Source organism: Micromonospora sp. CCTCC AA 2012012 (assembly GCF_040499845.1).
In the GTDB taxonomy this organism is placed as follows: domain Bacteria; phylum Actinomycetota; class Actinomycetes; order Mycobacteriales; family Micromonosporaceae; genus Micromonospora; species Micromonospora mangrovi.
Genome location: NZ_CP159342.1, coordinates 3,818,823 through 3,845,188 on the forward strand (window position 1 = coordinate 3,818,823; position 26,366 = coordinate 3,845,188).

General features: G+C 73.3%; 23 protein-coding genes. 9 read left to right on the forward strand and 14 right to left on the reverse strand.

The annotated features are described in order from the left end of the window. Window positions 1–2: 2 nt before the first annotated feature. A complete protein-coding gene (ftsY, locus tag ABUL08_RS16650; RefSeq protein WP_350930829.1) occupies window positions 3–1,193 on the reverse strand; it encodes a signal recognition particle-docking protein FtsY in 1,191 nt (396 codons plus the stop codon). Window positions 1,194–1,339: 146 nt separating this feature from the next. Between ftsY and ABUL08_RS16655 the strand changes: the two genes are divergently transcribed. The 6 genes from ABUL08_RS16655 (at window position 1,340) to ABUL08_RS16680 (ending at window position 8,103) form a co-directional block, all read left to right on the forward strand. Next, window positions 1,340–3,052, forward strand: a complete 1,713-nt coding sequence (locus ABUL08_RS16655; RefSeq protein WP_350930830.1) for an alkaline phosphatase D family protein — start codon at window positions 1,340–1,342, stop codon at window positions 3,050–3,052. A gap of 14 nt (window positions 3,053–3,066) precedes the next feature. Then, the gene (locus tag ABUL08_RS16660; RefSeq protein WP_350930831.1) at window positions 3,067–3,507 is read left to right on the forward strand and encodes a MarR family winged helix-turn-helix transcriptional regulator; all 441 of its coding nucleotides are present in this window, start codon (window positions 3,067–3,069) and stop codon (window positions 3,505–3,507) included. 145 nt (window positions 3,508–3,652) lie between these two features. Continuing rightward, window positions 3,653–5,272: an MDR family MFS transporter gene (locus ABUL08_RS16665; protein WP_350930832.1), complete on the forward strand. Its 1,620-nt coding sequence runs from the start codon at window positions 3,653–3,655 to the stop codon at window positions 5,270–5,272. Window positions 5,273–5,277: 5 nt separating this feature from the next. Beyond that, complete coding sequence (locus ABUL08_RS16670) at window positions 5,278–5,772, forward strand: universal stress protein (protein ID WP_350930833.1); 495 nt, start codon at window positions 5,278–5,280, stop codon at window positions 5,770–5,772. Window positions 5,773–5,823: 51 nt separating this feature from the next. Then, window positions 5,824–6,354, forward strand: a complete 531-nt coding sequence (locus ABUL08_RS16675) for a DinB family protein (protein WP_350930834.1) — start codon at window positions 5,824–5,826, stop codon at window positions 6,352–6,354. Between the two features lie 258 nt (window positions 6,355–6,612). Then, the gene (locus ABUL08_RS16680; protein ID WP_350930835.1) at window positions 6,613–8,103 is read left to right on the forward strand and encodes a N,N-dimethylformamidase beta subunit family domain-containing protein; all 1,491 of its coding nucleotides are present in this window, start codon (window positions 6,613–6,615) and stop codon (window positions 8,101–8,103) included. A gap of 41 nt (window positions 8,104–8,144) precedes the next feature. On the opposite strand, the gene ABUL08_RS16685 is transcribed toward ABUL08_RS16680, so the two are convergent. The 3 genes from ABUL08_RS16685 to ABUL08_RS16695 form a co-directional block, all read right to left on the reverse strand. Next, window positions 8,145–8,765, reverse strand: coding sequence for an HAD family hydrolase (locus ABUL08_RS16685; protein ID WP_350930836.1), 621 nt, complete (start codon window positions 8,763–8,765; stop codon window positions 8,145–8,147). Next, the gene (smc, locus tag ABUL08_RS16690; protein WP_350930837.1) at window positions 8,765–12,376 is read right to left on the reverse strand and encodes a chromosome segregation protein SMC; all 3,612 of its coding nucleotides are present in this window, start codon (window positions 12,374–12,376) and stop codon (window positions 8,765–8,767) included. The genes ABUL08_RS16685 and smc overlap by 1 nt, the downstream gene beginning before the upstream one ends. Before the next feature lie 311 nt (window positions 12,377–12,687). Next, a complete protein-coding gene (locus ABUL08_RS16695; protein WP_007456482.1) occupies window positions 12,688–12,882 on the reverse strand; it encodes a hypothetical protein in 195 nt (64 codons plus the stop codon). 357 nt (window positions 12,883–13,239) lie between these two features. On the opposite strand from ABUL08_RS16695, the gene ABUL08_RS16700 reads away from it, so the two are divergent. Then, window positions 13,240–14,382, forward strand: a complete 1,143-nt coding sequence (locus ABUL08_RS16700; protein ID WP_377521752.1) for a CAP domain-containing protein — start codon at window positions 13,240–13,242, stop codon at window positions 14,380–14,382. 111 nt (window positions 14,383–14,493) lie between these two features. Next, the gene (locus tag ABUL08_RS16705; RefSeq protein ID WP_350930839.1) at window positions 14,494–15,339 is read left to right on the forward strand and encodes an endo alpha-1,4 polygalactosaminidase; all 846 of its coding nucleotides are present in this window, start codon (window positions 14,494–14,496) and stop codon (window positions 15,337–15,339) included. 413 nt (window positions 15,340–15,752) lie between these two features. Here ABUL08_RS16705 and ABUL08_RS16710 read toward each other — a convergent pair whose 3' ends face one another. The 10 genes from ABUL08_RS16710 to rsmD all read right to left on the reverse strand — a co-directional run bounded on the left by ABUL08_RS16710 (window position 15,753) and on the right by rsmD (window position 25,156). Next, complete coding sequence (locus tag ABUL08_RS16710) at window positions 15,753–17,255, reverse strand: MFS transporter (protein WP_350930840.1); 1,503 nt, start codon at window positions 17,253–17,255, stop codon at window positions 15,753–15,755. 164 nt (window positions 17,256–17,419) lie between these two features. Further along, the gene (locus tag ABUL08_RS16715; RefSeq protein ID WP_350930842.1) at window positions 17,420–19,636 is read right to left on the reverse strand and encodes an MMPL family transporter; all 2,217 of its coding nucleotides are present in this window, start codon (window positions 19,634–19,636) and stop codon (window positions 17,420–17,422) included. Window positions 19,637–19,870: 234 nt separating this feature from the next. Next, entirely contained in the window at window positions 19,871–20,728 is an 858-nt protein-coding gene (mutM, locus tag ABUL08_RS16720; protein ID WP_350930843.1) for a bifunctional DNA-formamidopyrimidine glycosylase/DNA-(apurinic or apyrimidinic site) lyase, read from the reverse strand. Further along, entirely contained in the window at window positions 20,721–21,530 is an 810-nt protein-coding gene (gene rnc, locus ABUL08_RS16725) for a ribonuclease III (RefSeq protein ID WP_350930844.1), read from the reverse strand. The genes mutM and rnc overlap by 8 nt, the downstream gene beginning before the upstream one ends. Further along, entirely contained in the window at window positions 21,527–22,477 is a 951-nt protein-coding gene (locus ABUL08_RS16730; RefSeq protein ID WP_350938674.1) for a phosphate acyltransferase PlsX, read from the reverse strand. The genes rnc and ABUL08_RS16730 overlap by 4 nt, the downstream gene beginning before the upstream one ends. Window positions 22,478–22,609: 132 nt before the next feature. Next, window positions 22,610–22,783: a 50S ribosomal protein L32 gene (rpmF, locus tag ABUL08_RS16735; RefSeq protein ID WP_088646032.1), complete on the reverse strand. Its 174-nt coding sequence runs from the start codon at window positions 22,781–22,783 to the stop codon at window positions 22,610–22,612. A 5-nt stretch (window positions 22,784–22,788) separates the two neighbouring features. Then, window positions 22,789–23,352 (reverse strand): YceD family protein, encoded by a 564-nt coding sequence (locus ABUL08_RS16740; RefSeq protein ID WP_350930845.1) that lies wholly within the window; start codon window positions 23,350–23,352, stop codon window positions 22,789–22,791. Between the two features lie 109 nt (window positions 23,353–23,461). Beyond that, window positions 23,462–23,959, reverse strand: coding sequence for an SPFH domain-containing protein (locus ABUL08_RS16745; protein WP_073830394.1), 498 nt, complete (start codon window positions 23,957–23,959; stop codon window positions 23,462–23,464). Window positions 23,960–24,107: 148 nt separating this feature from the next. Beyond that, complete coding sequence (coaD, locus tag ABUL08_RS16750; protein ID WP_350930846.1) at window positions 24,108–24,596, reverse strand: pantetheine-phosphate adenylyltransferase; 489 nt, start codon at window positions 24,594–24,596, stop codon at window positions 24,108–24,110. Beyond that, window positions 24,593–25,156 carry a 16S rRNA (guanine(966)-N(2))-methyltransferase RsmD gene (gene rsmD, locus ABUL08_RS16755; protein ID WP_350930847.1) on the reverse strand — a complete coding sequence of 188 codons (564 nt, stop codon included), beginning with the start codon at window positions 25,154–25,156 and terminating at the stop codon, window positions 24,593–24,595. Before rsmD ends, coaD begins: the two co-directional genes overlap by 4 nt. Before the next feature lie 247 nt (window positions 25,157–25,403). Here rsmD and ABUL08_RS16760 point away from each other — a divergent pair, with 247 nt between their 5' ends. Beyond that, window positions 25,404–26,363, forward strand: a complete 960-nt coding sequence (locus ABUL08_RS16760; RefSeq protein ID WP_350930848.1) for a cell wall anchor protein — start codon at window positions 25,404–25,406, stop codon at window positions 26,361–26,363. Window positions 26,364–26,366: the final 3 nt, after the last annotated feature.

A 26,366-nucleotide genomic window follows, 5' to 3' on the forward strand; every position in this document is an offset into this window, starting at 1 on the left:
GGTTACGCGTCCCGGGCGAGCGGCTCGGTACCGAGCAGCGCGTCGACGAACTGCGCCGGGTCGAACGGGGCCAGGTCGTCCGGGCCCTCGCCGAGGCCGACGAGCTTCACCGGGATGCCGAGCTTGCGCTGCACGGCGATCACGATGCCGCCCTTGGCGGTGCCGTCGAGCTTGGTCAGCACCACGCCGGTCACGTTGACCACCTCGGTGAAGACCCGGGCCTGCTCCAGGCCGTTCTGCCCGGTGGTGGCGTCCAGGATCAGCAGGGTCTCGTCGATCGGGCCGTGCTTCTCCACCACCCGCTTGACCTTGCCCAGCTCGTCCATCAGGCCGACCTTGTTCTGCAACCGGCCGGCGGTGTCGATGAGCACGGTGTCCACGGCGGTGTCGATGCCCCGCTTGACCGCGTCGAAGGCGACGCTGGCCGGGTCGGCGGCCTCGGGCCCGCGGACGGTCTCCGCGCCGACCCGGCTGCCCCAGGTCTCCAGCTGGTCGGCGGCGGCGGCCCGGAAGGTGTCGGCGGCGCCGAGCAGCACGGTGCGGCCGTCGGCGATCAGCACCCGGGCGATCTTGCCGCAGGTGGTGGTCTTGCCGGCGCCGTTGACGCCGACCACCAGCAGGACGGCGGGCGCGCCGGCCTTTCCGGCGGTGTTCAGCGAACGGTCGAGGCTGGGGTCGAGGGCGTTGACCAGCTCGGCGGCGAGCAGGGCGCGCAGCTCGTTGGCCGACTTGGTGCCGAGCACCCGGGTGCGCTCGCGGAGCCGGTCGACGATGTCCCGGGTGGCATCGATGCCGACGTCCGCGGTGATCAGGCTGTCCTCGATCTCCTCCCAGGTGTCCTCGTCGAGGTGGTCGCGGCTGAGCAGACCGAGCAGACCCTTGCCGAAGACGTTCTGCGAGCGGGACAGGCGGGAGCGCAGCCGGACCAGCCGGCCGGCGGTGGGCTCGGGGACCTCGATGGTGGGCGCGGGGGCCTCGACCACCGGTGGCGGCTCGACCAGGATGCCGGTGGAGAGGTCGGACTCCGCCGCTTCGACGGGCGGCCCGGCCAGGTCCTCCTCGGCCCGGGTGTCGACCTCCGTCTCGGGCAGCGGCGGCTCGGGCCGCCGGCGCAGCCGAGGCACCACCAGGCTGAGGCCACCGAGGATCAGCACGCCGAGCAGGGCGAGTGCGACGAGGAGGTATTCCTTCATGCCGAAATCCTGTCAGATGCCGGCGACGGCGTCCCACTCACCGCCTCGGCACCCGGCGGAGCTGCGGGTACGCTCGCCGCTGGAAGGCGTACCGCAACCGCCGGCCGGGTATGAAATGGCCAAATGATCTTCGTCGGAGGTGCGTTGTGCCCAGTCCCCGCCTGCTCATCGGCCCGCTGCTGCGACGGGTCGTCGACACGCGGGCGACGGTCTGGGTCGAGACCAGCGCGCCCGCGGTGGTCACCGTCCGCACGGCCGACGGCGCCACCGGCACCGCGCCGACCTTCTCCGCGTACGACCACCACTACGCGATCGTGATCGTCGAGGGGCTCGCCCCGGACGCCGTCACCAGCTACGAGGTGCTGATCGACGACGAGGTCGCCTGGCCGGTGCCGGAGAGCGGCTTCCCGCCCAGCGTGATCCGGACCAGGGCGGCCGACGACCGGGACCAGCCGGTGACCCTGCTCTTCGGCTCGTGCCGGGAGACCACCCAGCACGCCACCGCGCGCAAGCTCCCCCCGGACGCGCTCGACGCGTACGCCCGGCGGTTGATGGCCGACCCGCAGCCGGCCGCCTGGCCGGACCTGCTGGTGCTGCTCGGCGACCAGGTCTATGCCGACGAGACCTCGCCGACGGTGCGCCGGCTGCTCAAGCGGCGCCGGCGGCGGCCGAAGGACGCCCCGGCCACCCAGGTGGTCAGCTTCGACGAGTACACCAAGCTCTATCTGGAGTCCTGGCGCGATCCGGAGATCCGCTGGCTGCTCTCCACCGTGCCGAGCGTGATGATCTTCGACGACCACGAGGTCATCGACGACTGGAACACCTCCGCCTCCTGGCGGGCGGACATGCGCGAGCAGCCCTGGTGGGCCGAGCGGATCCGCAGCGGGCTGGCCTCCTACTGGGTCTACCAGCACCTGGGCAACCTCAGCCCGGACGAGATCGCCGCCGACCCGCTCTATGCCAAGGTCACCGCCGCGGAGGACGCCACCGGCGTACTGCACGAGTTCGGCGAGCGGGTCGACACCGAGGCCGACGTCGCGCACGACACCGAGCGGTGGCGGGCCGTGCAGTATCAGTGGAGCTACGCGCTCGACCTGGGCCGGACCCGCCTGGTGATGCTGGACAACCGGTCCAGCCGGGTGCTGGTCTCCGGCAGCCGGGCGATGCTGCCGCCCGGCGAGTGGTCCTGGTTCCTGGATCGGGCCCACGGCGTCTACGACCACCTGGTGGTCGGCGCCTCGCTGCCCTGGCTGCTGCCGCCGGGCATCCACCACGTCGAGGCGTGGAACGAGAAGCTCGCGGACTCCCGCCGGCCGTGGGTGGCGAAGGCCGCCGAGCAGATGCGGCGGGCCTGGGACCTGGAGCACTGGGCGTCGTTCAACCGCTCGTTCCACGCGCTCGGTGAGCTCTTCGCCCGGCTGGGCAGCGGCACGCCCGCCTCGCCCGGTGCCCGGGTGGGGGCCGGGCCGGCGTACGCGCCACCGGCGTCGATCAGCGTGCTCTCCGGTGACGTGCACCATTCGTACGTGGCGCGGGCCCGGTTCGCCGACCCGGCCGTCCGGACGCCGGTGCACCAGCTCACCTGCTCCCCGATCCACAACCAGGTGCCGGCGGGGATGCGCCCGCTGATGAAGCTCGGCTGGTCCCCGGGCCCGGCGGCGGCCACCCGGGCGATGGCGCGTTCGGTGGGGGTGCGCCGGCCGGTGGTGCGGTGGAAGAAGCTGGCCGGGCCCTACTTCGGCAACGCGGTGGCCACCCTCACCCACCGGGGCCGGACCGCCGACGTGGTGATCGAGGGGACCACCAGCGACGGCCACCTCCGCCCGGTGGCGCGCCAGCGTCTCGCCGACGACGCCTGAGTACGCTCTCCGCTGTGGACGACGAGCACCTGCCGGAGACCCTGCGCGCGGTCGAGCACGAGCTGACCGCGCTGCTGCGCCGCGGTCGGGCGCTCTCCTGGGAGATCGCCCGGGAGGTGCACCCCAACCTGGAGCCGAACGCGTACGGGCTGCTGCTCTGGCTGCGCCGGTCGGGTTCGATCCGGCTCACCGACCTGGCCACCAAGCTGGGCATCGGCAAGGGGACGCTCAGCCGTCAGATCAACGGCCTGGAGGGGCTGGGCCTGGTCCGGCGGGACCCGGATCCGGCCGACCGGCGGGCGGCTCAGCTCAGCCTGACCGAGGAGGGGACCCGGCGGTTCGACGCGGCTCGGGCCGCCCGGTTGGGGCAGATCCGGCGCACGATGGAGAGCTGGCCGCGGCGGGACGTCGAGGAGTTCGCCCGGCTGATGCACCGGTTCAACGACACCTTCTGACCCGTTCCGGGCGGGAACAGGGCCTGCTGTTCCGTTCCGGGCGGGAATAAGACCTGCGCCACGTCCGGTTGTTGCTTGAGGCAACCAAGCCTTACGGTTGCCTGAGGCAACTCCCTGACCACTTCTGCACCGGAGGCACCACCCGATGACCCAGGCGACAGCGCCCCCACGGACGGCCGCCGTCGAGATGACCCACCGGCAGATCCTGGAGGCCCTCTCCGGACTGCTGCTGGGCATGTTCGTCGCAATCCTCTCCTCCACGGTCGTCTCGAACGCGCTGCCGCGGATCATCACGGAGCTCAAGGGCGGCCAGTCCGCGTACACCTGGGTGGTCACCTCCACCCTGCTGGCGACCACCGCGACCACCCCGATCTGGGGCAAGCTCGCCGACCTCACCAGCAAGAAGATCCTGGTCCAGCTCGCGCTGACGGTCTTCGTGCTCGGCTCGGTGCTCGCCGGCCTCTCCCAGTCCACCGGGCAGCTCATCGCCTGCCGGGTGCTCCAGGGCGTCGGCGCCGGCGGTCTCACCGCCCTCGCCCAGGTGATCATGGCGACGATGATCACGCCGCGCGAGCGGGGCCGCTACAGCGGCTACCTCGGCGCCGTGATGGCCGTCGGCACCATCGGTGGCCCGCTGATCGGTGGCGTCATCGTCGACACCGACTGGCTCGGCTGGCGCTGGTGCTTCTACGTCGGCGTGCCGTTCGCCATCGCCGCCCTGGTCGTGCTCCAGAAGACCCTGCACCTGCCGGTGGTCAAGCGCCCGGCGAAGATCGACTGGTGGGGCGCCACCCTGATCACCGCCGCCGTCTCGCTGCTGCTGATCTGGGTCACCCTGGCCGGCGACAAGTACGACTGGATCTCCTGGCAGACCGCCGTCATGGTGGCCGGCGCCGTGCTGCTCGGCGTGCTCGCCGTACGGGTGGAGAACCGGGCCGCCGAGCCGATGATCCCGCCGCGGCTGTTCCGCAACCGCACCATCACCCTCGCCGTGATCGCCAGCATCGCGGTCGGTGTCGGCATGTTCGGCGCCTCGGTCTTCCTCGGCCAGTACTTCCAGATCAGCCGCGGCGAGAGCCCCACCATGTCCGGCCTGATGACGCTGCCGATGATCGGCGGCCTGCTGGTCGCGTCCACGGTCGTCGGGCGGATCATCACCAACACCGGCCGGTGGAAGCGCTACCTGGTCGTCGGCTCCGCCCTGCTCACCGTCGGCTTCGCGCTGATGGGCACGCTGCGCTCGGACACCCCGTACTGGCAGATGAGCATCTACATGGCGCTGATCGGCACCGGCCTCGGCATGACCATGCAGAACCTGGTGCTCGCCGTGCAGAACACCGTCGGCCCGCACGAACTCGGCGCGGCCAGCTCGGTGGTCGCCTTCTTCCGTACCCTCGGCGGCGCGATCGGCGTCTCCGCGCTCGGCGCGATCCTCGGCCACAAGGTCAAGGGCTACATCGCCGACGGCCTGGCCGGCCTCGGCATCCCGAGCACCGGCTCCGGCAGCGGCGGCGTCCTGCCGAACGTGCACACCCTGCCCGCCCCGATCCGGGCCGTGGTCGAGTCCGCGTACGGGCACGGTGCCGGGGACATCTTCCTGGCCGCCGCCCCGTTCGGGCTGGTCGCCCTGATCGCGGTCTGCTTCATCAAGGAGATCCCGCTGCGCCGGCACAACGGCGACCCGCTCGCCGACCAGGTGGACGAGGAGTCCGGCGTCGCGGCCGGCGCCGGGGCGGCGGTGGTCCGCACCGGCATCCGGGACTGAGGCGGATGAGCACTCCGGTCGACGACCGCGAGGAGTACGGCCCGGAGGCCCGCCCGCTGCCCTACGAACGCGGCACGGACGGGCCCCGGGTGGTGCTCGTCGGGGTGGACGGCACCCGCACCTCCGAGCGGGCCGGCTGGTACGCCGCCGGCCTGGCCCGCCGACAGGGTTCCGCCCTGGTCGTCGTCTTCGTCAGCTCACCCGCCGGCTTCGCCGCCCTGGTGCCCGGGATGGACGCCGGGGCGGTGCAGCGCACCCACGACGAGCTGACCGACGAGCTGCGCCGGGAGTGCCGGCGCGGCGCGGAGGAGTTCGGCGTGCCGGTGACGTTCCTGTGCCGGCGCGGCGACGCGTACGCCGAACTCCGCCGCGCGGCCGACGAGACCCGGGCGGACCTGGTGGTGGTCGGCTCCTCGGAGCAGGCCGGGCACCGCCTGGTCGGCTCGGTCGCCACCCGCCTGGTCCGCACCGGCCGCTGGCCCGTCGTCGTCGTGCCCTGAGCCGCCGAATACCGGTCGCGGATTGTCGGACCGGTCGGCAAGGATGCCCGGATGACCTGGAGAGCACCGGAGATCAACCGGACCAAGGAACAGACCAACGGCGACGAGCGCGCGTCCCTGGAGAGCTGGCTCGACTACCACCGACAGACCCTGCTGCTCAAGTGCGCCGGCCTGACCGCCGAGCAACTGAAGACGCCCAGCGTCGAGCCCTCCGGCCTCACCCTGCTCGGCCTGGTCCGGCACATGGCGGCCGTGGAGCGCTGGTGGTTCCGGATCCGGGCCGCCGGCCAGGACCTCCCGGGCCTCTACGAATCCGACGACGACCCGGACGACGACCTCAACGCCGTCGCCGACGCCGACGCGGAGGCCGACTTCGCCACCTTCACCGCCGAGGTCGAGGCCGCCCGCGAGGCCGCCGCCGGCCTGTCACTGGACGACGCCTTCCGGCGCCCGCGCCGCGACGGCACCGTCGAGACCAGGAACGTCCGCTGGGTCTACCTCCACATGATCGAGGAGTACGCCCGGCACAACGGTCACGCCGACCTGATCCGCGAACGCATCGACGGCGTCACCGGCGACTGACGCCACACCTCCCCCGACCGGCCGAGGCGGTCCGCCGATCGGCCGCGCCACCCGACCGACCGTCCACACCCGACACCGGGCCGGCAACCACCCCCGCGCGGGACGCGTCTGCCAGGTGTGCGGATCGTGGCCGGGTCCGTACCCGCCGTGCGTCCGTCCTCCCGGACGCCGCACGGCGGACACGGGGGCCGCTGAGGCGGGAGCACGACGATGGTCGACGGGGGTTGGACGACGCATACCCGGAGAAGGACGCTGGGCATGCTGGGGGCGGTCGGGGCGGCGGCGGTGCTGGGCGGCGCGACGTACGGCGGGGGCCGGCCGTCGCGGGCCGCCCCGTCGGCCGACCCGTGGTATCCCGGGGATCCGACGGACGTGCCGCCCACGGCTGACCGGGGGCCCGCGCCGGGCCGGCCGACGGTGGCGGCGGAGAACACCCGTCCCGGCACCACCGGATTCCGGCTCACCGGGCACCGGTTCGGCACCGACCGCGCCGGCGAGATCGCCGGGTACGCGCATGCCACCAGCGTCGCCCCCGGCCAGGAGCTGGAGTTCCGGGTCTCCGTGGCGGCGGCCCGGCGCTGGCGGGTGACCGTCCACCGGATCGGCCACTACGGCGGCGCCGGGGCCCGGACGGTGACCGCGAGCCCATGGCTGCCCGGCACCCGCCAGCCCGCGCCGCAGGTCGACCCCGACACCGGGGCGGTCTCCTGCGCCTGGTCGACCGGGTGGCGGCTGCGCGTCCTCCCGGACTGGCCGAGCGGCCTCTACCTGGCCCTGCTCAGCAGCGACAGCGACCACCACCGGTGGATCCCGTTCGTGGTCCGGGACCCGGCGCGCACCGACGGGGCACTGGTCGTCCTGCCCACCAGCACCTGGCAGGCGTACAACGGCTGGCCGTTGGACGGGCGGACCGGCGCCAGCCTCTACTACGGTTACGCCGGCGGCGGGCACCGGGACGCCGACCACCGGGCCCGGGCGGTCAGCCACGACCGGCCGTACTCCGACAGCGGTCTCCCCCAGCTCGCCGAGCACGACATCGGCTTCGTCCAGTGGGCCGAGGGGCAGGGTCCGGAGTTCACGTACGCCACCAGCGAGGACCTGCACACCGGGCGGGTGGACCCGGGGCGGTACCGGGCGGTCGTCTTCCCCGGACACGACGAGTACTGGTCGGCGTCGATGCGCCGGGCGGTCGTCGCGGCCCGCAACGGCGGCACCAGCCTGGTCTTCCTCGGCGCCAACAACTGCTACTGGCGGATCGACTACGGGCACGGCGACCGGCTGGTCCGCTGCGCCAAGAGCGCGGTGCCCAAGGGGGGCCCGGTCCCGCCGACGACGAGGTGGCGCGCCACCGGCAACCCCGAGCAGCAGTTCATCGGCGTCCAGTACGTCAGCGTCGTCGACGGGCACGCGCCGCTGGTGGTGCGGGGCAGCGACCACTGGTTCTGGGCCGGGACGGGCGTCCGCGACGGCGAACTGATCCCCGAGGTGGTGTGGGGCGAGGCCGACCAGCGGATGCCGGGGGTGGCCGGCCCGGCGACGGTGGAGCGGACGCTGCTCGCCGACTCGCCGTTCAGCCGGGAGGGCGGGACCATCCGGCAGCAGAGCAGTCTCTGTCGGGCGACCTCGGGCGCCTGGGTGTTCGCCGCCGGCTCGCTGGGCTGGACCCGGGTGCTGGCCGACCCGGAGGTCGCCGACCCGCGCCTGGCCCGCGCCACCGCCAACCTGCTGCACCGGGTGCTCGCCGACTGACGGGCCGGCCGGCCCGACGCGTGGTCGGGCCGGCACCCCGGTCAGTACGCCAGCGCGGCCCGCAGGTAACGCAGGTCGGCCGGACCGCCCCAGCGGTGCGCCGACAGACCCGCCACCCGGGCCCCGGCGACCGCCCGGGGCTCGTCGTCGACGAAGAGCACCCGCGCCGGCGGGGTCGCCAACGCCTCGCAAGCCGCCTGGAAATACTCCTTCGCGGGCTTGTGCACCCCGATCACCGACGAGTTGACCACCACGTCGAAGTCGTCGGTCAGCCCCAGCGCGGCCAGGTCGGCGTCGAGCTGGTCGGTGGCGTTCGTGCCCAGTCCCACCGGTACGCCCGCTGCCCGCACCTCCCGGACGAAGGCCAGCACCTCCGGGTCGACCTCGCCCCGGTAGCGCTGCCACTCGGCCACTGCCGCGCGGGCTCGCCCGGCGTCGCCGACGGAGGGGGTGAGCGCGTCCGCCACGCTGCTCATCCACTCGGCGTGGCTGACCTTGCCGACCAGTACCGGCTGGAGCACGTCCCACGACATGGCGATCTCGCCGAGCACCCCGTCGGAGAGCCCGTACGCCCGCTCGACGCGGGCGGCCACCGTCGGGTCCCAGCGGCGCAGCACCCCGTCGAAGTCGATCAGGAGGGCCGTCGCGCGTTCCCGAGCCACTAGTCGTTCTCCTCGCCGCGGCCAGGCCGCTCGTCGTCGTCGGCCCGGTTGAGCCGTTGGCTGATCACCTGGGTGACCCCGCTGCGCATGGTCACACCGTAGAGCGCGTCAGCGATCTCCATCGTCCGCTTCTGGTGGGTGATGACGATCAGCTGACTCTTCTCCCGCAACTGCGCCAGCAACGTGATCAGGCGGCCCAGGTTGACGTCGTCGAGGGCCGCCTCCACCTCGTCCATGATGTAGAACGGGCTGGGCCGGGCACGGAAGATGGCCACCAGCATCGCCACCGCGGTCAGCGACCGCTCGCCGCCGGAGAGCAGCGACAGCCGCTTGATCTTCTTGCCCGGGGGCCGGGCCTCCACCTCGACGCCCGTGGTCAGCAGGTCGTCGGGGTCGGTGAGGATCAGCCGCCCCTCGCCGCCGGGGAAGAGCACGGTGAAGACCTGCTCGAACTCCCGGGCGGTGTCCGCGAACGCGCTGGCGAAGACCTCCAGGATCCGGTCGTCGACGTCCTTGACCACGGTGAGCAGGTCCCGCCGGGTGGCCTTGAGGTCCTCCAGCTGCTCGGAGAGGAACTTGAAGCGTTCCTCCAGCGCGGCGAACTCCTCCAGGGCGAGCGGGTTGACCTTGCCGAGCAGGGCCAGTTCCCGTTCCGCCTTCGCGGCCCGCTTCTCCTGCACCGGCCGCTCGTAGCGGACCGGCTCGGGCACCGGCAGGCCGTCCTTCTCGGCCGCCGCGACGTCCACCTGGGTGGGCGGGACGAGCTGCTCCGGGCCGTACTCGGCGACCAGGGTGGGCACGTCGAGACCGAAGTCCTCGGCGGCCTTAGCCTCCAACTGCTCGATCCGCATCCGCTGCTCGGCGCGGGCCACCTCGTCCCGGTGCACCTGGCTGGTCAGCCGGTCCAGTTCCGCGCCGAGCCGCTTGGCCGCGCCGCGTACCTCCTGGAGTTCGGCCTCGCGCGCGGCGCGCTGCCGGGCGACGGCGTCGCGGTGCTCCTCGGCCTGCCCGATCGAGACGGTGAGCCGGGTCAGCGCCTCGCGGGCGCCGCCGACCACGGCGCGGGCGATCGCCGCGCCACGGGTGCGGGCCGCCCGCCGGGCCGCCGCCCGCTCGCGGGCGGACCGCTCGGCGGCGGCCTGCCGCGCCAGCGAGTCGGCCCGGCCGGCGATCGAGGAGACCCGCTCCTCGGCGGTACGCACCGCGAGCCGGACCTCCATCTCGTTCTGCCGGGCCTGGGGTACGAGCGCGGCGAGCTGGTCCCGCTCCTCGGTGGAGGGTTCGGCGTCGAGCGGGGTGTCCTCGGCCAGCCGCAGCCGCTCCTCCAGCTCGGCCAGGGTCAGCAGGTCCCGTTCGCGGGCCGCCTCGGCGCGGGCCCGGGACTCGCCGAGCCGGTCGGTCTCCGCCTTCGCCGACCGGGCGGCGGCACCCAGCTCGGCCAGCCGGCGGGCGGCGGCGTTGCGGTGGCTCTCCGCCTCCCGCCTGGCCGCGGCGGCGTGCTGCACCGCCTCCTTGGCGACGGCCACCTCGGCGCGCGCGTCGACGAGCTGTTCGCGCAGCTCGGCGCTGGTCCGCTCGGCGGCGAGCCGGTTCGTCCGGGCCTCCTCGACGGCGGCCTGCACCTCCAGATAGCTGGGCGCCTTCGCCGACCCGCCGGCCGCCGCGTACGCCCCCACCACGTCACCGTCGGGGGTGACCGCGCGCAGCTCCGCGTTGCCGGCGACCAGCTCGGCGGCGGCGGCGAGGTCGTCGACGAGCACCACGTCCCGCAGCGCTCGGTGCACGGCCGGGCGGATCTCGGCGGCGCACTCCACCAGGTCGGGCGCCCAGTGGGCGTGCTCGGGCAGCTTGGGCCGGAGCACGTCGGGCGAGCCGTCCATGCCGGGGCCGGCGGGGCTGCCCACCAGCAGGCCGGCCCGGCCGGCGTCGGATATCTTCAGCAGCCGCATCGCCTCGACCGCCTCGTCGACGCCGCTGACCGCGACCGCGTCGGCGAGCCCACCGAGCGCCGCCGCCAGCGCCGCCTCGTGACCGGGGGCGACGGTGAGCAGCCCGGCCAGGCTGCCGAGCAGACCCGGTACGTCACCGGCCCGGGCCAGCAGGGCACCCGCGCCGTCCTTGCGGCGCAGGCCGAGGGCGAGCGCCTCCTCACGGGCCTTCCAGGTGGCGGCGTCCTTCTCGGCCGCGCGCTCGGCGTCGGCGAGCGACCGGACGGCGGCCTGCGCCTGCTCGTGGACGGTCACCGCCTCGGCGTGCCGGGCGTCCAGGTCGGCGTTGTCCCGGTCCGCCTCGGATGACTGCTCGGCGACGGCGTCCAGGTCGGCCTGGGCCTTCTCGGCGCGGGCCAGCGCGTCGGTGTGGGCGACGGCGAGCCGTTCGATCTCCTCGCCGGCGCTGGTGGTCCGGGCCCGGGCCGAGTTGACCTGGCCGGTGAGGCGGGCCAGCCCCTCCCGCCGGTCGGCGATCGCCTTGGCGGCGGCCACCAGCTCCCGCTCGGCGGCGGCGAGCTGGCGTTCCAGCTCCTGCCGGTGCTCGACCGCCTCGGCGAGCCGGATCTGGTCGTCGGTCAGCGCCGCCCGCAGCTCCTCCTCCTGCTCGCGGACCCGCTGCGACTCGGCCTCCAACTGGTCGGGGTCGCGGCCGGGACGCTCGTCGTCCGGGGTGGCGCTGAGGTGCCGCAGCCGTTCCCGGGCGAGCTGCTCGATCGAGCGGAACCGCTCGGCGAGGGCGGAGAGCCTGTACCAGGTGTCCTGGGCGGCGGCGAGCAGCGGCGCGTCCTCGGCGAGGGCGGCCTCCAGCTCACCGAGCCGGGCCTGCACCTCGGTGTGCTCGGCGTCCAGCTCCGTACGCCGCTCGCGCAGCGCGGTCTCGTCGGCGATCTCCTTGTCCAGCGTGGTCCGCAGGGTGTGCAGGTCGTCGGCGAGCAGCCGGAGCCGGGCGTCGCGCAGGTTGGCCTGGATGGCGGCGGCACGGCGGGCCACCTCGGCCTGCCGGCCCAGCGGCTTGAGCTGGCGGCGCAGCTCGGCGGTGAGGTCGGTCAGCCGGTTGAGGTTCGTCTGCATCGCGTCGAGCTTCCGCAGCGCCTTCTCCTTGCGCTTGCGGTGCTTGAGGACGCCGGCCGCCTCCTCGATGAACGACCGCCGGTCCTCCGGCTTGGCGTGCAGCATGCCGTCGAGCCGCCCCTGCCCGACGATGATGTGCATCTCCCGGCCGATGCCGGAGTCCGACAGCAGCTCCTGGATGTCGAGCAGCCGGCAGGTGTCGCCGTTGATCTCGTACTCGCTCTCGCCGGAGCGGAACATCCGGCGGGTGATGGAGACCTCGGTGTACTCGATCGGCAGGGCGCCGTCGGTGTTGTCGATGGTGAGGGTGACCTCGGCCCGGCCCAGCGGCGCCCGGCCGGCGGTGCCGGCGAAGATGACGTCCTCCATCTTGCCGCCGCGCAGCGCCTTCGCGCCCTGCTCGCCGAGCACCCAGGCGATGGCGTCGACGACGTTGGACTTGCCGGAGCCGTTCGGACCCACCACACAGGTGATCCCGGGCTCCAGCTTCAGCGTCGTCGCGGAGGCGAAGGACTTGAAGCCCTTCACCGTCAGGCTCTTGAGATGCACCTTCTCGATCCTCGTCCGGTGGCCGCCGTACCGTCGCCGGAGACGCGGACCTGGTGAACCCGCAGACTAACCCGGTGGTGGCGGCACCCTGGTACGCGACCCACCCGGTCCGGTTCGCGGATCGGCGGTGGACGACGCGGAAACTGCAAGATCCCCATTAGCGGGTCGACCCGTCCGCCGCATTTCCCGACGGGGCGCAAGATCGGAAATGGTGATCCGGAAATGGGTGCGGACAGAGCTGCGCGCCGGCACTTTCCGTGTCGGCGCGCGATTTACCGGTTGGTGCGATTCAGTTTTCCGACGACCGGGGCTCAGGTCAGCGCGGGCTCGGCCAGTCGGAGGAGGTCGTCCGCCTCCGCCGCAGCCGCCGCCAGCCGATCATTGTCGGCACGCAGACGCGTGATCTCGAACTCCAGTGCCTGAACCCTGGCACGCAGTCGGGTGACCTCGTCGAGCAGACGCCGGTCGGGCGCTGCACCTACGTGGCCGTAGAGGGCCTTCGCCATGCTGACTCCTTGATATGCGCTGCCGGAAAGGCCGGCCAACGCGCGCCCTGGTGTTCGCAGCTCTCATCCCCGACGATATGCGGGCATGACCGGGCGCGACTGGCGACACCTATATATTGAGCCGAGACCCCCTCCTTCGTCAAGTTCTCGCAGGCCGTAGATCATCTCCACGTCGACCTGTCCACTTGTCGGGGGGCTGCCACAAGGCGCGGACACGCTCTGTCCGGACGCCTTTACTGTACGCCCGACATTGTGGTTGCGGTCACGTCGCGAGTCGACTTCGCCTTAACTCTTTCTTAGCCACGTTGCCGCAGCTCTCGGCCCGCCCGTAGCGTCACCCCGGCCCGCAACCCACCCATGGAGGCGACAGGCGTGTACGGCTGGACCGACCCGATCGACCCGGAAGGCGCTCCCCGGCGCCCCGAGCCCCCGACCGACCAACCACCGGCGTGGCTCACCGACCGACCGGAGCCACGGTCGTCGTACCTCTTCGGTGACGAGCCGCAGGAGCCGACCGGCGCGCCGAGGTGGCAGTCGGAGCCGACCGGGCGGCTGCCGCACCCGGTGGCCCCCTTCGAGCGCGCCGGTCACCCGGTCGCGCCCTTCGAGCGGGCCGCGCAGGACCGGACCGGTGAGCTGCCCTACCCGGTCGCGCCCTTCGAGCGGGCCGCGCACGACCGGACCGCCCCGGTCGACCTGACCGCCGTGCGGGGCGCCGGCCCGGACGGGTCGGCCGACGGACGGCACCGCAACGGTCGGCGCTTCCCCCGTCCGCTGCTGATCGGCGGGGCCGCCGCCGCGGCGACCCTGGTGGTGAGCCTCGGCGTCGGCGCCCTGGTGCTGCCGAACAGCGACCCGCGCTCCGACGCGACCGCCGCCGTCGACGACACCGTCGCCGCCGCCCCGGCCGTCCCGGACACCTCGTCCGCCCCGGCCGACGCGCTCGCCGCCCCCTCGCCGACCACGTCGCCGAGCGCGACCCGGCCCAGCCCGACGCCCAGCCGGACGGTCAAGCCCGTGCCCAGCCGGACCACCGCGGCATCGCGCGACCTGCCCCGCAGCTCCGCGCCGAGCACCACCAGAGCGAAGACCACCTCCACCACCACCGGCACCGGCATCACCGCCGAGCTGCAGAAGGTCGTCGACCTGGTCAACGCCGAGCGGGCCAAGGCCGGCTGCAGGGCGCTGAGCGTCAACAGCAAGCTGATGACCGCCGCGCAGCGGCACAGCCAGGACCAGGCCGACCACCGCACCATGACGCACACCGGCAGCGACGGCAGCAAGGTGGGTCAGCGGCTCGACCGGGTCGGCTACGCCTGGCGGGGCTACGGCGAGAACGTCGCCTGGGGCCAGCCGACCCCGGCCGAGGTGATGCGCGACTGGATGAACAGCCAGGGCCACCGGGACAACATCCTGAACTGCTCGTTCACCCAGATCGGCGTGGGCGTGGCGCGGAGCAACGGGCCGTACTGGACGCAGGACTTCGGCACCCCGCGCTGACCGCGTCGTCTCCGAGACGGACTCGTTTGACCGGGTGAGGTACGCCGGGCGAAACCCGGCGTACCTCCCAGGGGCGGCAGCGGTGCCGCCCGCGACCCGGGAGAGCTGCCGATGCGGAACCGGCCGGCGCGCCTCGGCCGACGCGGAGTGCGCCGGATGCTGGCGGCGGCACTCGGCCTGACCCTGCTCGCCCCGCTGGTCGCCTGCCGGGCCACCCCGTTGGCCCCGCCCGGAGCGCCCACGGTCTGGCCGGCCGCGTCGGCCCGCCACTGGCAGTGGCAGTGGCAGCTCACCGGCCCGGTCGACGTGACCGTCGACGCGGACGTCTTCCTGCTCGACCCGGTCACCACCACCGCGGCCGAGACCGCCGCCCTGCGCGCCCGGCACCGCCGGCTGGTCTGCCAGGTCGCCGTCGGGACGTACGCGGGGACCGACCCGGACGCGAGCCGCTGGCCGGTGGCGGTGCGCGGCGCCCCGGTCGCCGGCCGGCCGGGCAGCCGCTGGCTGGACGTACGGCGGTGGGACAGCCTCGCCCCGGTGCTGGCCGACCGCTTCCGGCTCTGCCGCGGCAAGGGCTTCGGCGCGGTCGCGCTCGCCGACGCCGACGCGTACGCGCACCGCCCCGGCTTCCCGATCTCCTTCGACGACCAGTTGCTGGTCAACCGCCGGCTCGCCGCGCTGGCCCGCTCGCTGGACCTCTCCCCCGGCCTGGTCGACGCCGTGCCGCAGGTCGCGGCGTTGGCCCCGGACTTCGACTTCGCCGTCAACCAGGAGTGCGTCCGGCGGCGGGAGTGCGCCAGGCTGCTGCCCTTCGTCGACGCCGACAAGCCGGTCTTCCACGTGGAGTACAGCGGCGACCCGGCCACGTTCTGCGTCACCACCGTCGGGTACGGCTTCGCCTCCATCCGCAAGGACCGCAGCCTGGACGCGTGGCGGGAGCCCTGCCCCCTGCCCTGACCGGCCACCGAAGCCGGCCCGACGCCTCTCGGCGTTTCGTCACGCTGGGTACCGCCCGGATGGTTACCGGCAGTGGTCAGAAATATGCGGTCGCGTCCCGGATTTCCGCGCCTTTGCTCTGCAGCCCCATACGCATCACCCCGCTGAGCTTGGGTTACCCGCTTGCGCAGCTCTGCAGCCACCCACGCAGCGGTGACCGAGCGTCGCTGCTGCGTCGGTGGCTGCAGAGCAAAGGCAACCGACGGGGGCTCCGCTCGCAGGCGGTCTGTCGACCGGCGGGTGACCGGGAGCCGGCGCAGCCGGCGGGCGACCGGGAGCCGGCGCAGCCGGGGGGCGGGCGGTGGGCGTACCGGAGAGAAGGGTGACGCCGCCCCCGCCGGGGCGGGCGGGGGCGGCGTCGGGACGGACGAACGTCAGCCGGTGGTCGTGGCCGGGGCCGGCGTGCCGGTCCCGCCGCGCTGCGCCGGGATGTCGCCGTGCTCGGCGCTGAGCGGCGTCGCCAGGTCCTCCAGCGACTTCCCCTCGGCCTTCACGCCGAGCACCAACTCGACGATGCCACCGATGATCATGACGCTGGCACCGATCACGAAGGCCAGCACGGTGTCGCCGACCTTGCCGCTGCCGACCAGCTTCGAGAAGAGCAGCGGGCCGGTGATGCCACCGGCGGCGGTGCCGAGCGCGTAGAAGAAGGCGATGGCCATCGCCCGGGTCTCCATCGGGAAGATCTCGCTGACGGTCAGGTACGCCGCGCTGGCTCCCGCCGAGGCGAAGAAGAGCACCACGCACCAGCAGGCCGTCATGGTCACCGCGCTGAGCACGCCCGAGTGGAAGAGCCAGGCGGTGCCGAGCAGCAGCACCCCGGAGCCGATGTACGAGCCGGCGATCATCGGGACCCGGCCGACGGTGTCGAAGAGGCGGCCCAGGAACAGCGGTCCGAGCAGGTTGCCCACCGCGATCACCGCGAAGTAGTAGCCGCTGTTGCCCGGCGGGACGTCGAAGAACGTCTGCAGGATCTGGGCGAAGCCGAAGGTGATCGCGTTGTAGAGGAACGCCTGCCCGATGAAGAGCGAGAAGCCCAGCACGGCGCGCTTCGGGTAGCGGCGGAACAGGGTCTTCGCGATGTCCAGGAAGTTGGTGCTCTTGCGCTGCCGGATCTCGATGTAGTTGTCGGCCTCGGTGAGGTCCTTGCCGGTCTCCCGTTCGACCTCGGCCTCCACCGAGTCGACCAGTGTGTTCGCCTCGTCGGCGCGGCCGTGGATGAACAGCCAGCGTGGGCTCTCCGGGACGTGCCGGCGCACGATCAGGATCACCACGCCGAGCACCGCGCCCAGCCCGAACGCCACCCGCCAGCCCAGGTTGGTCGGCAGGCCGTTGAGCAGCGGCACGGTCAGCAGCGCGCCCAGCGCCGCGCCCAGCCAGAAGGTGCCGTTGATGATGATGTCGATCCGGCCCCGGTGCCGCGCCGGGATCAGCTCGTCGATCGCCGAGTTGATCGCCGCGTACTCGCCACCGATGCCCATGCCGGTCAGGAACCGGAACAGGAAGAACCACCAGGTGTCGAAGGAGAGCGCGGTCATCGCGGTGGCGACCAGATAGAGGCCGAGGGTCAGGAGGAACAGCTTCTTGCGGCCGAACCGGTCGGTCAACCAGCCGAAGAAGAGCGCGCCCACGCAGGCGCCCGCCACGTAGAGCGCGGCGGCGAGGCCGGTGACCTGGCTCTGGGTGATGTTCAGACCGCTGCCCGGCTCGGCGAGCTTGCCGGAGAGGTTGCCGACGATGGTCACCTCGAGGCCGTCGAGGATCCACACCGTGCCGAGGCCGATCACGATCATCCAGTGCCAGCGGGACCACGGGAGCCGGTCCAGCCGGGCCGGGACGTTGGTCCGTACGGTGCCGGGCCGCACGTCGGTGCTCACGACGCGCTCCGGGAGGAATCGGGGGTTGCCGGGGCGCAACGACGGGCCGCCGGCTCGAGCTGTTCGTCCATGGCGGGGCAGATGCCCAGCGGCCCGGTCCGTTAATCCTGTCCACGCACGGGAGAGGGCCCCGGTCGATGCCCGGGGCCCTCTCGGCGCGGTGGTCAGCGGGCGCCGACCAGCTCCGGGGTGGGCGTCGGCGGGTCGGCCGGCGGGGTCGCCACCCGGCCGCGCAGGAAGCGCGGCGCCCACCAGTTGGCGTCACCGAGCAGCGTCATCAGCGACGGCAGCACCACCGCCCGGATGATCGTGGCGTCCAGCAGGATCGCCGCGGCCAGGCCGATGCCGAGCTGCTTCATGTCGATCGTGCTCAGCGAGGCGAAGATCGCGAAGACGCCGACCATCACGATCGCCGCGCTGGTCACCACGCCCGCCGACGAGGTGATCCCGTACGCCACCGCGTCACGGTTCGGCATGCCCGCCCGGACCCCCTCGCGGATCCGGCTGACCACGAAGACGTGGTAGTCCATGGAGAGGCCGAAGAGCACCACGAAGAGGAAGAGCGGCAGCCAGGAGACGATCGCTCCCATCGAGGTGAACCCGAGCAGCCCGCCGGCCCAGTCGCCCTGGAAGACCAGCACCAGCAGCCCGTACGCGGCCCCGGCGGAGAGCAGGTTGAGCACGATCGAGGTGAGCGCGACCACCACCGACCGGAAGGTCAGCACCATCACCAGGAAGGTCAGCACCAGCACGAAGCCCATCACCAGCGGCAGCTTGTCCCGGATGTGCGCGGCGTAGTCCTCGCTGTCGGCGACGCCGCCGCCGATCGCGTACTCGATGCCGGGGATGCCGCGCAGGGTGGCGGGTGCCAGGTCGTCACGGAGCCGGTGCAGCGAGCGGGCCGCCTCGTCGGTGCGGCTCGCGTACGGGGTGGCCACCTCCAGCACCGACACCCGCCGGTCCGCCGACACCTTGACCTTCGGGCCGTCCCCCTCGGCCGGCGCGAAGATCGGGTCGGCGGCGGCCCGACCGGCCAGGTCGGTCAGCGCCGCCCGCACCCGGTCGGCCTGCCCGGCGGGCGCCCGCACCGCCACCAGGTGGGTGGTGCCGGTGCTCGGGAAGGCGGCGGTGAGCCGGTCGTACGCCTGCATGGCCGGGGTGGTCCGGGGCAGGTCCTCCATGCCGGGGAACTTCAGCTTCATGCCCAGCGCCGGCGCGGCCAGGGCGAGCAGCAGCCCCACCGAGACGACCAGGGTGATCCGTGGCGCCCGCAGCGCCGGGCGGAGCACCGCCGGCCAGAACCGCGGCCCCCGCCCGCCGTGCCGCCCGGTACGCGGGGCGGTGAGCCGCCACAGCAGCGGCACCCGGGGCCGGTCGACCCAGCGGCCCAGCTTGGCCAGGAGCGCCGGCAGCACGGTCAGCGAGCCGGTCACCGCGACCGCGACCACCAGGATCGAGCCGACGGCGAGCGAGGAGAAGACCGCGTCGTTGGCGAGCAGCAGCCCGGCCATCGAGATGATCACGGCGAAGCCGGAGACCACCACGGCGTGCCCGGAGGTCTCCGCCGCGATCTCCACCGCGTCCAGGCCGGAGCGGCCCCTGGCGCGTTCCTCGCGTTCCCGCCGCACGTAGAAGAGCGAGTAGTCGACGCCGACGGCCATGCCGATCAGCAGGATCACGCTGGAGGTGGTGTCGGTGGCCGGCACCAGGTGCGAGGCGAGGGTGGAGAGCCCCATCGCCGCCGCCACCGAGCTGAGCGCGAGCAGCACCGGCACGCCGGCCGCGATCAGCGCCCCGAACGCGATGATCAGAATGGCCAGGGTGACCGGCAGGCTGAGCAGCTCGGCCCGCTTGAAGTCCTTGCCGAGGGTGTCGTCGAGGGCCCGGTTGATCGACGGGCCGCCGACCTGTTCGACCCGTAGTCCCGGGTGCGCCGCCTGGACCTGCGCGGTGGTGTCCCGCAGCGGCTGCACCCGGTCGGAGGCGGTCTTCGGGTCGCCGGACATGGTGACCGGCAGCAGCAGCGCGGCGCCGTCGCGGGACGGCACCGGCGTACCGACCGAGGCGACGCCGGTCACCTGGCGCAGCCGCGCCGCCGCGTCGTCGGCCGCGGCCTTCGCGGCGGTCGGGTCGAGCGCCCCGGTGCGCGGCGTGATCAGCACGTTCTCCACGGCGGGGTCGTCGAAGTGGCCGCCGTCGACGATCAGCTGGGCGCGTCCCGCCTCGCCGATCGCCATGTCCCTGTCCGTCGCCTCGGTGAGGCCCGCGGCGTTGCCGCCGACGAAGCACACCGCCACGAACACCACCCACAGCGCGATGGCCCGCCACGGGTGCTCCGCACTCCACCGCGCCAACCGCACCGTCACCGGTCGCCTGCCCATACCCGGGTCCCCCTCCACGCGTCGGTCCTGCACCGACGGTGCTGACGCTAGGCAGGGCGGAGGGCCCGGACATCGGGGATCGGCCCCGGCTCGTCCCGGATCCGGCGAGCACCGGCCGGCCGGCCCGGCGGGGGTCGGCCAACCGGACAGAAAGGACCTTTCAGGGTACGAACCCGGGGGCGCGCCGGGAGCGCCCGGTGCGGCACACCGGCGCAACCCCGAGCCGTGTCGGGGTCATCCCCGGAGGGTTCCCCGGGGCCGTGGCTGGCAGCGCGGGCAGCTGAACGACGACCGGTTCATGAACGCCTCCCGCCGGATCGGCGCCCCGCACCGTCGGCAGGGCTCCCCCTCCCGGCCGTACGCGTTCAGCGACCGGTCGAAGTAGCCGCTCTCGCCGTTGACGTTGACGTACAGCTCGTCGAAGCTGGTGCCACCCTGCTTGATCGCCTCACCCAGCACGTCCCGGACGTGCCCGAGCAGCCGTCGCGCGGCCGGGGCGGTCAGCGCGTCGGTGGGTCGGGCGCCGTGCAGCTTCGCCCGCCACAGCGCCTCGTCGGCATAGATGTTGCCCACCCCGGAGATCAGGGTCTGGTCGAGCAGCGCCCGCTTCACCTCGGTCCGCCGCCGGCGCAGCGCCGCCACGAAGGCGTCGTCGGAGAACTCCGGGTCCATCGGGTCCCGGGCGATGTGGGCGATCTCGGCGGGCAGCTCCGCGCCGCCCTCGGAGACCGAGAGGCCGCCGAACGTGCGCTGGTCGACGAAGCGCAGCTCCGGACCGTCGTCGGCGAACCGGAACCGGACCCGCAGGTGCAGCTCGTCGGCCGCCCCGACCGGCTGGAGCAGCAGCTGGCCGGACATGCCGAGGTGGCCGATCAGGGCGTCCCCGCTGTCCAGCGGCAGCCACAGGTACTTGCCGCGGCGCCGGACGTCGGTCACCGTCCGGTCGGCGAGCACGTCGGCGAAGTGCGCGCCGCCCGGGGCGTGCCGGCGTACCGCGCGGGGATGACGCACCTCGACCGTGGTGATCCGCCGGCCGGTGACCCACTGGGCCAGGCCCTGCCGGACCGTCTCGACCTCGGGCAGCTCAGGCACGGCCGGCGCCCGCCTCGGCGGCGTCCGACTCGGCCTTCGCCTCCTCCTCCGCCTTCGCGGCGGCCTCCGCCTCGGCCTTCGCCGTCGCCTCGGCCTGCTCGGTGAGCATCCGCCAGGCCGACTCGGCGGCCCGCTGCTCGGCTTCCTTCTTGCTGCGGCCGTCCGCGCCGCCGTAGCGGTTGCCGGCCACCACCACCCACGCGGTGAACGTCTTCAGGTGGTCCGGCCCGGTCCCCTCGATCCGGTACTCCGGGACGCCCAGCCCCAGCGCGGCGGTCAGCTCCTGGAGGCTGGTCTTCCAGTCCAGGGCGGCGCCCCGGCCGGCCGACTCGGCCATCAACGGGTCGAAGAGCCGGTGGATCACGATGGCGGCGGTGTCCAGGCCGTACTGGAGGTAGATCGCGCCGAGCAGCGCCTCCAGGGTGTCGGCCAGGATGCTCGCCTTGTCCCGGCCCCCGGTGCTCTCCTCGCCCTTGCCGAGCAGGAGGTAGGCGCCGAGCCCGTCCGGGCCGAGGCCGCGCGCCACGTCGGCGAGGGCCCGCATGTTCACCACGCTGGCCCGCAGCTTGGCGAGCTGCCCTTCGGGCAGGTCCGGGTGGTTCTGGAAGAGCGCGGTGGTGATCACCACCCCGAGCACCGAGTCGCCCAGGAACTCCAGCCGCTCGTTGGTGGGCAGGCCACCGTTCTCGTACGCGTACGAGCGGTGGGTCAGCGCGCGCTCCAGCAGCTCCGGGTCGAGCGACACCCCGAAGGCCGTCTCCAGGTGACCGACGGGAGCCCGTCGCCGCTTGTCGTTCGTCATGGCTTTACCTCGTTGCTGGGTGCGGGATCCTGCGGAATGCCGTCGAGCAGGCCGGAGATCAGATCGGTGGCGCCCCGACGCCACAGGTGGGCGGCGAGGGCGATGCCGGAGGCGACGTCGTCGGGTCGGGCCGCGCCGTGGCACACGACCACCGTGCCGCAGACGCCGAGCAGGGCCGCCGCTCGGGGGGCGCCACCGCTGTCGGGGGGACCGCCGGCCATCGCGTACGCGCCCTCGATCGCCTTGAGCAGCACGTTACCGGTGAACCCGTCGGTGACCACCACGTCGGCGCGCGCGCCGAGGGCGACGTCGTACCCCTCGACCAGGCCGACGTAGCGGGAGCCGCAGGGCAGCGGCACCGCGGCGAGCGCCGGGTCGGCGGCGCGGCGCAGGCGGTCGCCCTTGCCGGCCTCGGTGCCGACGGAGAGGAGGCCGACCCGGGGCGCGGCCACGCCGTGCGCCACCGCGGAATAGGCGGCGCCGAGGACGGCGTGCCGGGCGAGGGTGGCCGCGCGGGGCTCCAGCGAACCGCCGACGTCCAGCAGGACCACCGGACCGGCGACGGCCGGCAGGGTGGCCACCAGGGCGGGTCGGCGTACGCCCGCCCACCGGCCCAGGCCGAGTGCGGCGGCGGTGACGGTCGCGCCGGTCGCGCCGGCCGAGACGAGCGCGTCCGCGAGACCGTCGCGGACGGCGGTGACCGCCGCGCGGACCGTGCTGTGGGCGCGGGCGGCGACGGGGTGATCGCCCATGCCGACGGCGTGGCGCACCGGGCGGACCGAGATCCGGGCGCGTTGCGCCGGTTCGAGGGCGTCGATCAGCCCGCCGGCCACCTCTTCGGGGCCGACGAGCAGCAGATGCAGGTCGGGGTCGGTACGCACCGCACGCAGAGCGCCGTCAACCACGACGGCGGGAGCATCGTCCCCGCCGAGGAGGTCAACGGCGATCCGCGCGGTGCCCGGCTCCGTCGAGGGGTCGACCGCGTCGCGGTCGGCGTCGGAGGGAGCCGGGACACCGGGGGACTGCCAGGGTGCGCGCGCCACCCGACCCGCGGTCGGGGGCGTCACTCGGCGTCCAGGTCAGACCTCGAGGACCTGGCGGCCGTTGTACGTGCCGCAGACGGAGCACGCCGCGTGCGGCAGCTTCGGCGACTTGCACTGCGGGCAGGCCACGGTCGCGACCACGGCCGCCTTCCAGTTCGCCCGGCGGGACCGGGTGTTGCTGCGCGACATCTTGCGCTTGGGGACGGCCACGGTTCCTACTCCTCTGTACGGTTCAGTTGCGACAGGCTCGCCCAACGCGGGTCGATCTCCTGGTGGCTGTGGTCGGCCGGCAGATCGTCCCAGTGCACCCCACACTCGGGGCACAGGCCTGGGCAGTCCTCCCGGCAGAGCGGGTTGGTCGGCAGCTTGAGCACCACCGCGTCCCGCAGCGCCGGTTCCAGGTCGATCAGATCGTCCTGCATCCGGCCCACCTCGTCCTCGTCGGTCGTCTCGTCCGTGGTGCTGTTCTCGTACGCGTACAGCTCCTGGACGTTGACGACCACCGAGTCGTCGATCTCGCGTAGGCAGCGGCCGCACTCGCCCTTGACGGGACCGGTGATGGTCCCGGAGACGAGCACGCCCTCGGACACCGACTCCAACCTCAGGTCGAGGTCGAGGTCCGCGCCTTCCGGCACGCCGATCAACTCCACGCCGAGGTCCGCCGGTGCCGGCACAGCCCGCTTGACCGTACGCAACGCACCAGGGCGGCGCGGCAGGTCCCTCGTGTCGAGGACCAGCGGCGACCTGGGGTTGAGTGATGAAGACGAGTGTTTGGGCATAGTCAGACTCCGGCCGGTGAGAGGCCGACAAAAAAGGTTACCTGGGCGACCACCCGACCGTCGAACCGGGGGCGTCGGGTGCCCCGCCTGTCGGCTGCCGGGGTGCCGCTCAGAAGGGTAGCGGGCGATCCGCCTCGTCGCCCGCGAAGGTGCCGATCTCCCGCAGCGCGTGCATCTTGTCCCGGCCCCGCTCTATCGAGGCGAGCGCCCGGGTGAGGAACTGCTCGAAGTTCGCCAGCGCGGTGTCGACGTAGTCGTCGACCTCCTCCCGCAGGCGCTGCGCCTCGGCGCGGGCCTCGGCGATGATCCGGGCGCCCTCGTGCTCGGCGGAGACCGTGATCTCGTTCACCGACACCAGGCGGGCGTGTTCCGCCTCACCCTCGCTGATGATCCGGTCGGCCTCCCGCTTGCCGGCCTCCATGATCTTGTCGCGCTCCTCCAGGAGGGCGGCGGCACGGCGCAGGTCGGCGGGGAGTTCGGCGCGCAGTTCGTCCAGGACCGCGATCATCTCGCCCCGGTCCACCATGCAGTTGTTGCGCGACATCGGGACGGAGCGGGCCTGCTCCACCATGGCGATCAGTTCGTCGATGCGATCGAGCGGGTCCACCGGTACCTCACTCCTGTCGTTCGTCGGCCGACCTACATGATGCGGGTTACGGCCGGGTTCCCGCTCCACCAATGATGTCGTGCGCGGGCGACAGGTGCCCCATCCGGCCCGGCCCGGCGCGTCGCGCCGGACCGCTGCGGTGGCCGGGTCAGCCGGGCTGCTGCGGCGTCAGCCGGGCCCGGAGCTGCTCGCGCACCAGGTCCGGGACGTGGGAGGAGATGTCTCCGCCCCACTTGGCGACGTCCTTCACCAGGCTGGAGGAGAGGAACGAATAGAGCGGGTTGGTCGGCATGAAGAGGGTCTCCACGCCGGCCAGGCCGATGTTCATCTGCGCCATCTGCAACTCGTAGTCGAAGTCGCTGACCGCCCGCAGGCCCTTGATCAGCACACTCGCCTGCTGGGCGCGGCAGAAGTCCACCAGCAGCCCCCGGAACGACTCGACCCGCACGTTGTCGTACGACGAGGTGACCTCGCGGAGCATCTCGATCCGCTCCTCGACGGTGAACAGGCCACTCTTCGACTGGTTGACCAGCACCCCGACGATCACCTCGTCGAAGAGCCGGCTCGCCCGGCCGATGATGTCGAGGTGTCCGTTGGTGACCGGATCGAACGAGCCGGGACAGACCGCACGTCTCATGATCGGCGACCGTACCAAAGGGTGGTCTCGCCGTAGCGGCGGCTGCGCTCGCCGGTGATCCCCTCCACCCAGGCGACCGGGTCGCTGCGGCTGGACCGCTCCACGACCACCAGGGCGTCCGGCGCCAGCCACCCGCCGTCGACCAGTGCGGCGAGCACCGCGGTGATCTCCTCGTCGGACACCGCGTAGGGCGGATCGGCGAAGACCACGTCGTACGGGTCGCCGTCCGGGCCGGCGGCGAGCACGGTGGCCACCCGGCCGGTGACCAGCCGCGCGGCCGGGGCGGCTCGCAGGGCGGCGACGTTCTCCCGGATCACCCGGGCCGCCCGGGCGTCCGACTCGACCAGCAGCACGTGCTCGGCGCCCCGCGACAGCGCCTCCAGCCCGACCGCGCCGGAACCCGCGTAGAGGTCGGCGAAGCGCGCCCCGACCAGGTCCACGTGCGCCTGCACCGCGCTGAACAGCGCCTCCCGCACCCGATCGGAGGTGGGTCGGGTGCCGGCGCCGGGCGGCGCGGCGAGCCGCCGGCCGCCGAGCGTCCCGGCCACGATGCGGGTCACCGTCTGCTCCTGCGCATGCCCCTGACGCTACGCGACGACCCGCGCGGGCCGGGCGACCGGCGCTGACGCCACCGTTCGATCACCGCCCGTACATCAATGATCTCAAATACATAACAGACCCTTTACGAGGTGTCGATCGACGTGACGTTCGGCGAACGGATCTCGCTAGTGTCTGCCGGGTTGCCGCGCGGACGTGGTCCCGCTCCGTCCGCCGCACCCTCCGATCCTCCCCTCATCAGGAGCAGACGTGCACCGTCTCCACCTCCGGCGTGCCGCCGCCCTCACCGCCGGCGCGCTGATCGGCCTCGTGGGCGTGGCCACCGTGGCCAGCCCGGCCCTGGCCCACCACCCCCAGCCCGCCGGCAGCTACTGCGCGGCCAAGGACGGCACCGTCACCGTCAACTGGTCGGTCGGCAGCAACGTGCCCGACCTGACCGGCAAGATCACCCGGATCGAGTCCTCGGTGCCCGGTGACATCACCGGCAGCCTGGCCGTCGACGCGACCCTCGACAAGGAGGGCGGGGAGCTGCTCACCGGCACCCAGACCCACACCTACCAGGGCGCGATCCCCGAGCTGAAGCTCACCGTCGAGGCCCGCTGGATCCGCGACGACAAGGTCATCCAGACCTGGCAGAGCGTCGTCGCCCAGCCCTCGCAGGACTGCGGCCCGGCGGAGACCCCGTCGCCCACGCCCAGCTCCCCGGCGCCCAGCTCCCCCGCGCCGAGCGCCACCCCCGAGCCGAGCCGGTCGCCCGAGGTCACCCCGTCGCCGTCCGCCTCCCGCCCGGCCAGCCCCTCCGCCACGCCGTCCGCTCCGGCGGAGCCCGCCGAGCCGGTGTTCCAGCTCGAGCAGACCTGCGACAAGATGACCTTCATCGTGGAGAACCCGGCGAAGGGCATCCCCTTCACCGCCACGCTGACCACCGAGAAGGGCGTCACCAAGAAGCTCGTCTCCCAGCCGGGCAGGACCACCTCGGTCAGCTTCGACGCGTACCCGGGCCTCAAGGTCACGGCGAAGTACGACGTGGTCGAGGACGCCGAGACCATCCCGTACACCCAGCCGAAGGACTGCTCCGGCCAGGGTGGCGGCCTGCCGGTCACCGGCCCGGCCGCCGGCGCCATCGTGGGCGGAGCCGTCCTGCTGCTCGCCGCGGGCGCGGTGCTCTTCGTGGTGGCCCGTCGCCGTCGGGTCCGCTTCACCGCCTGACCC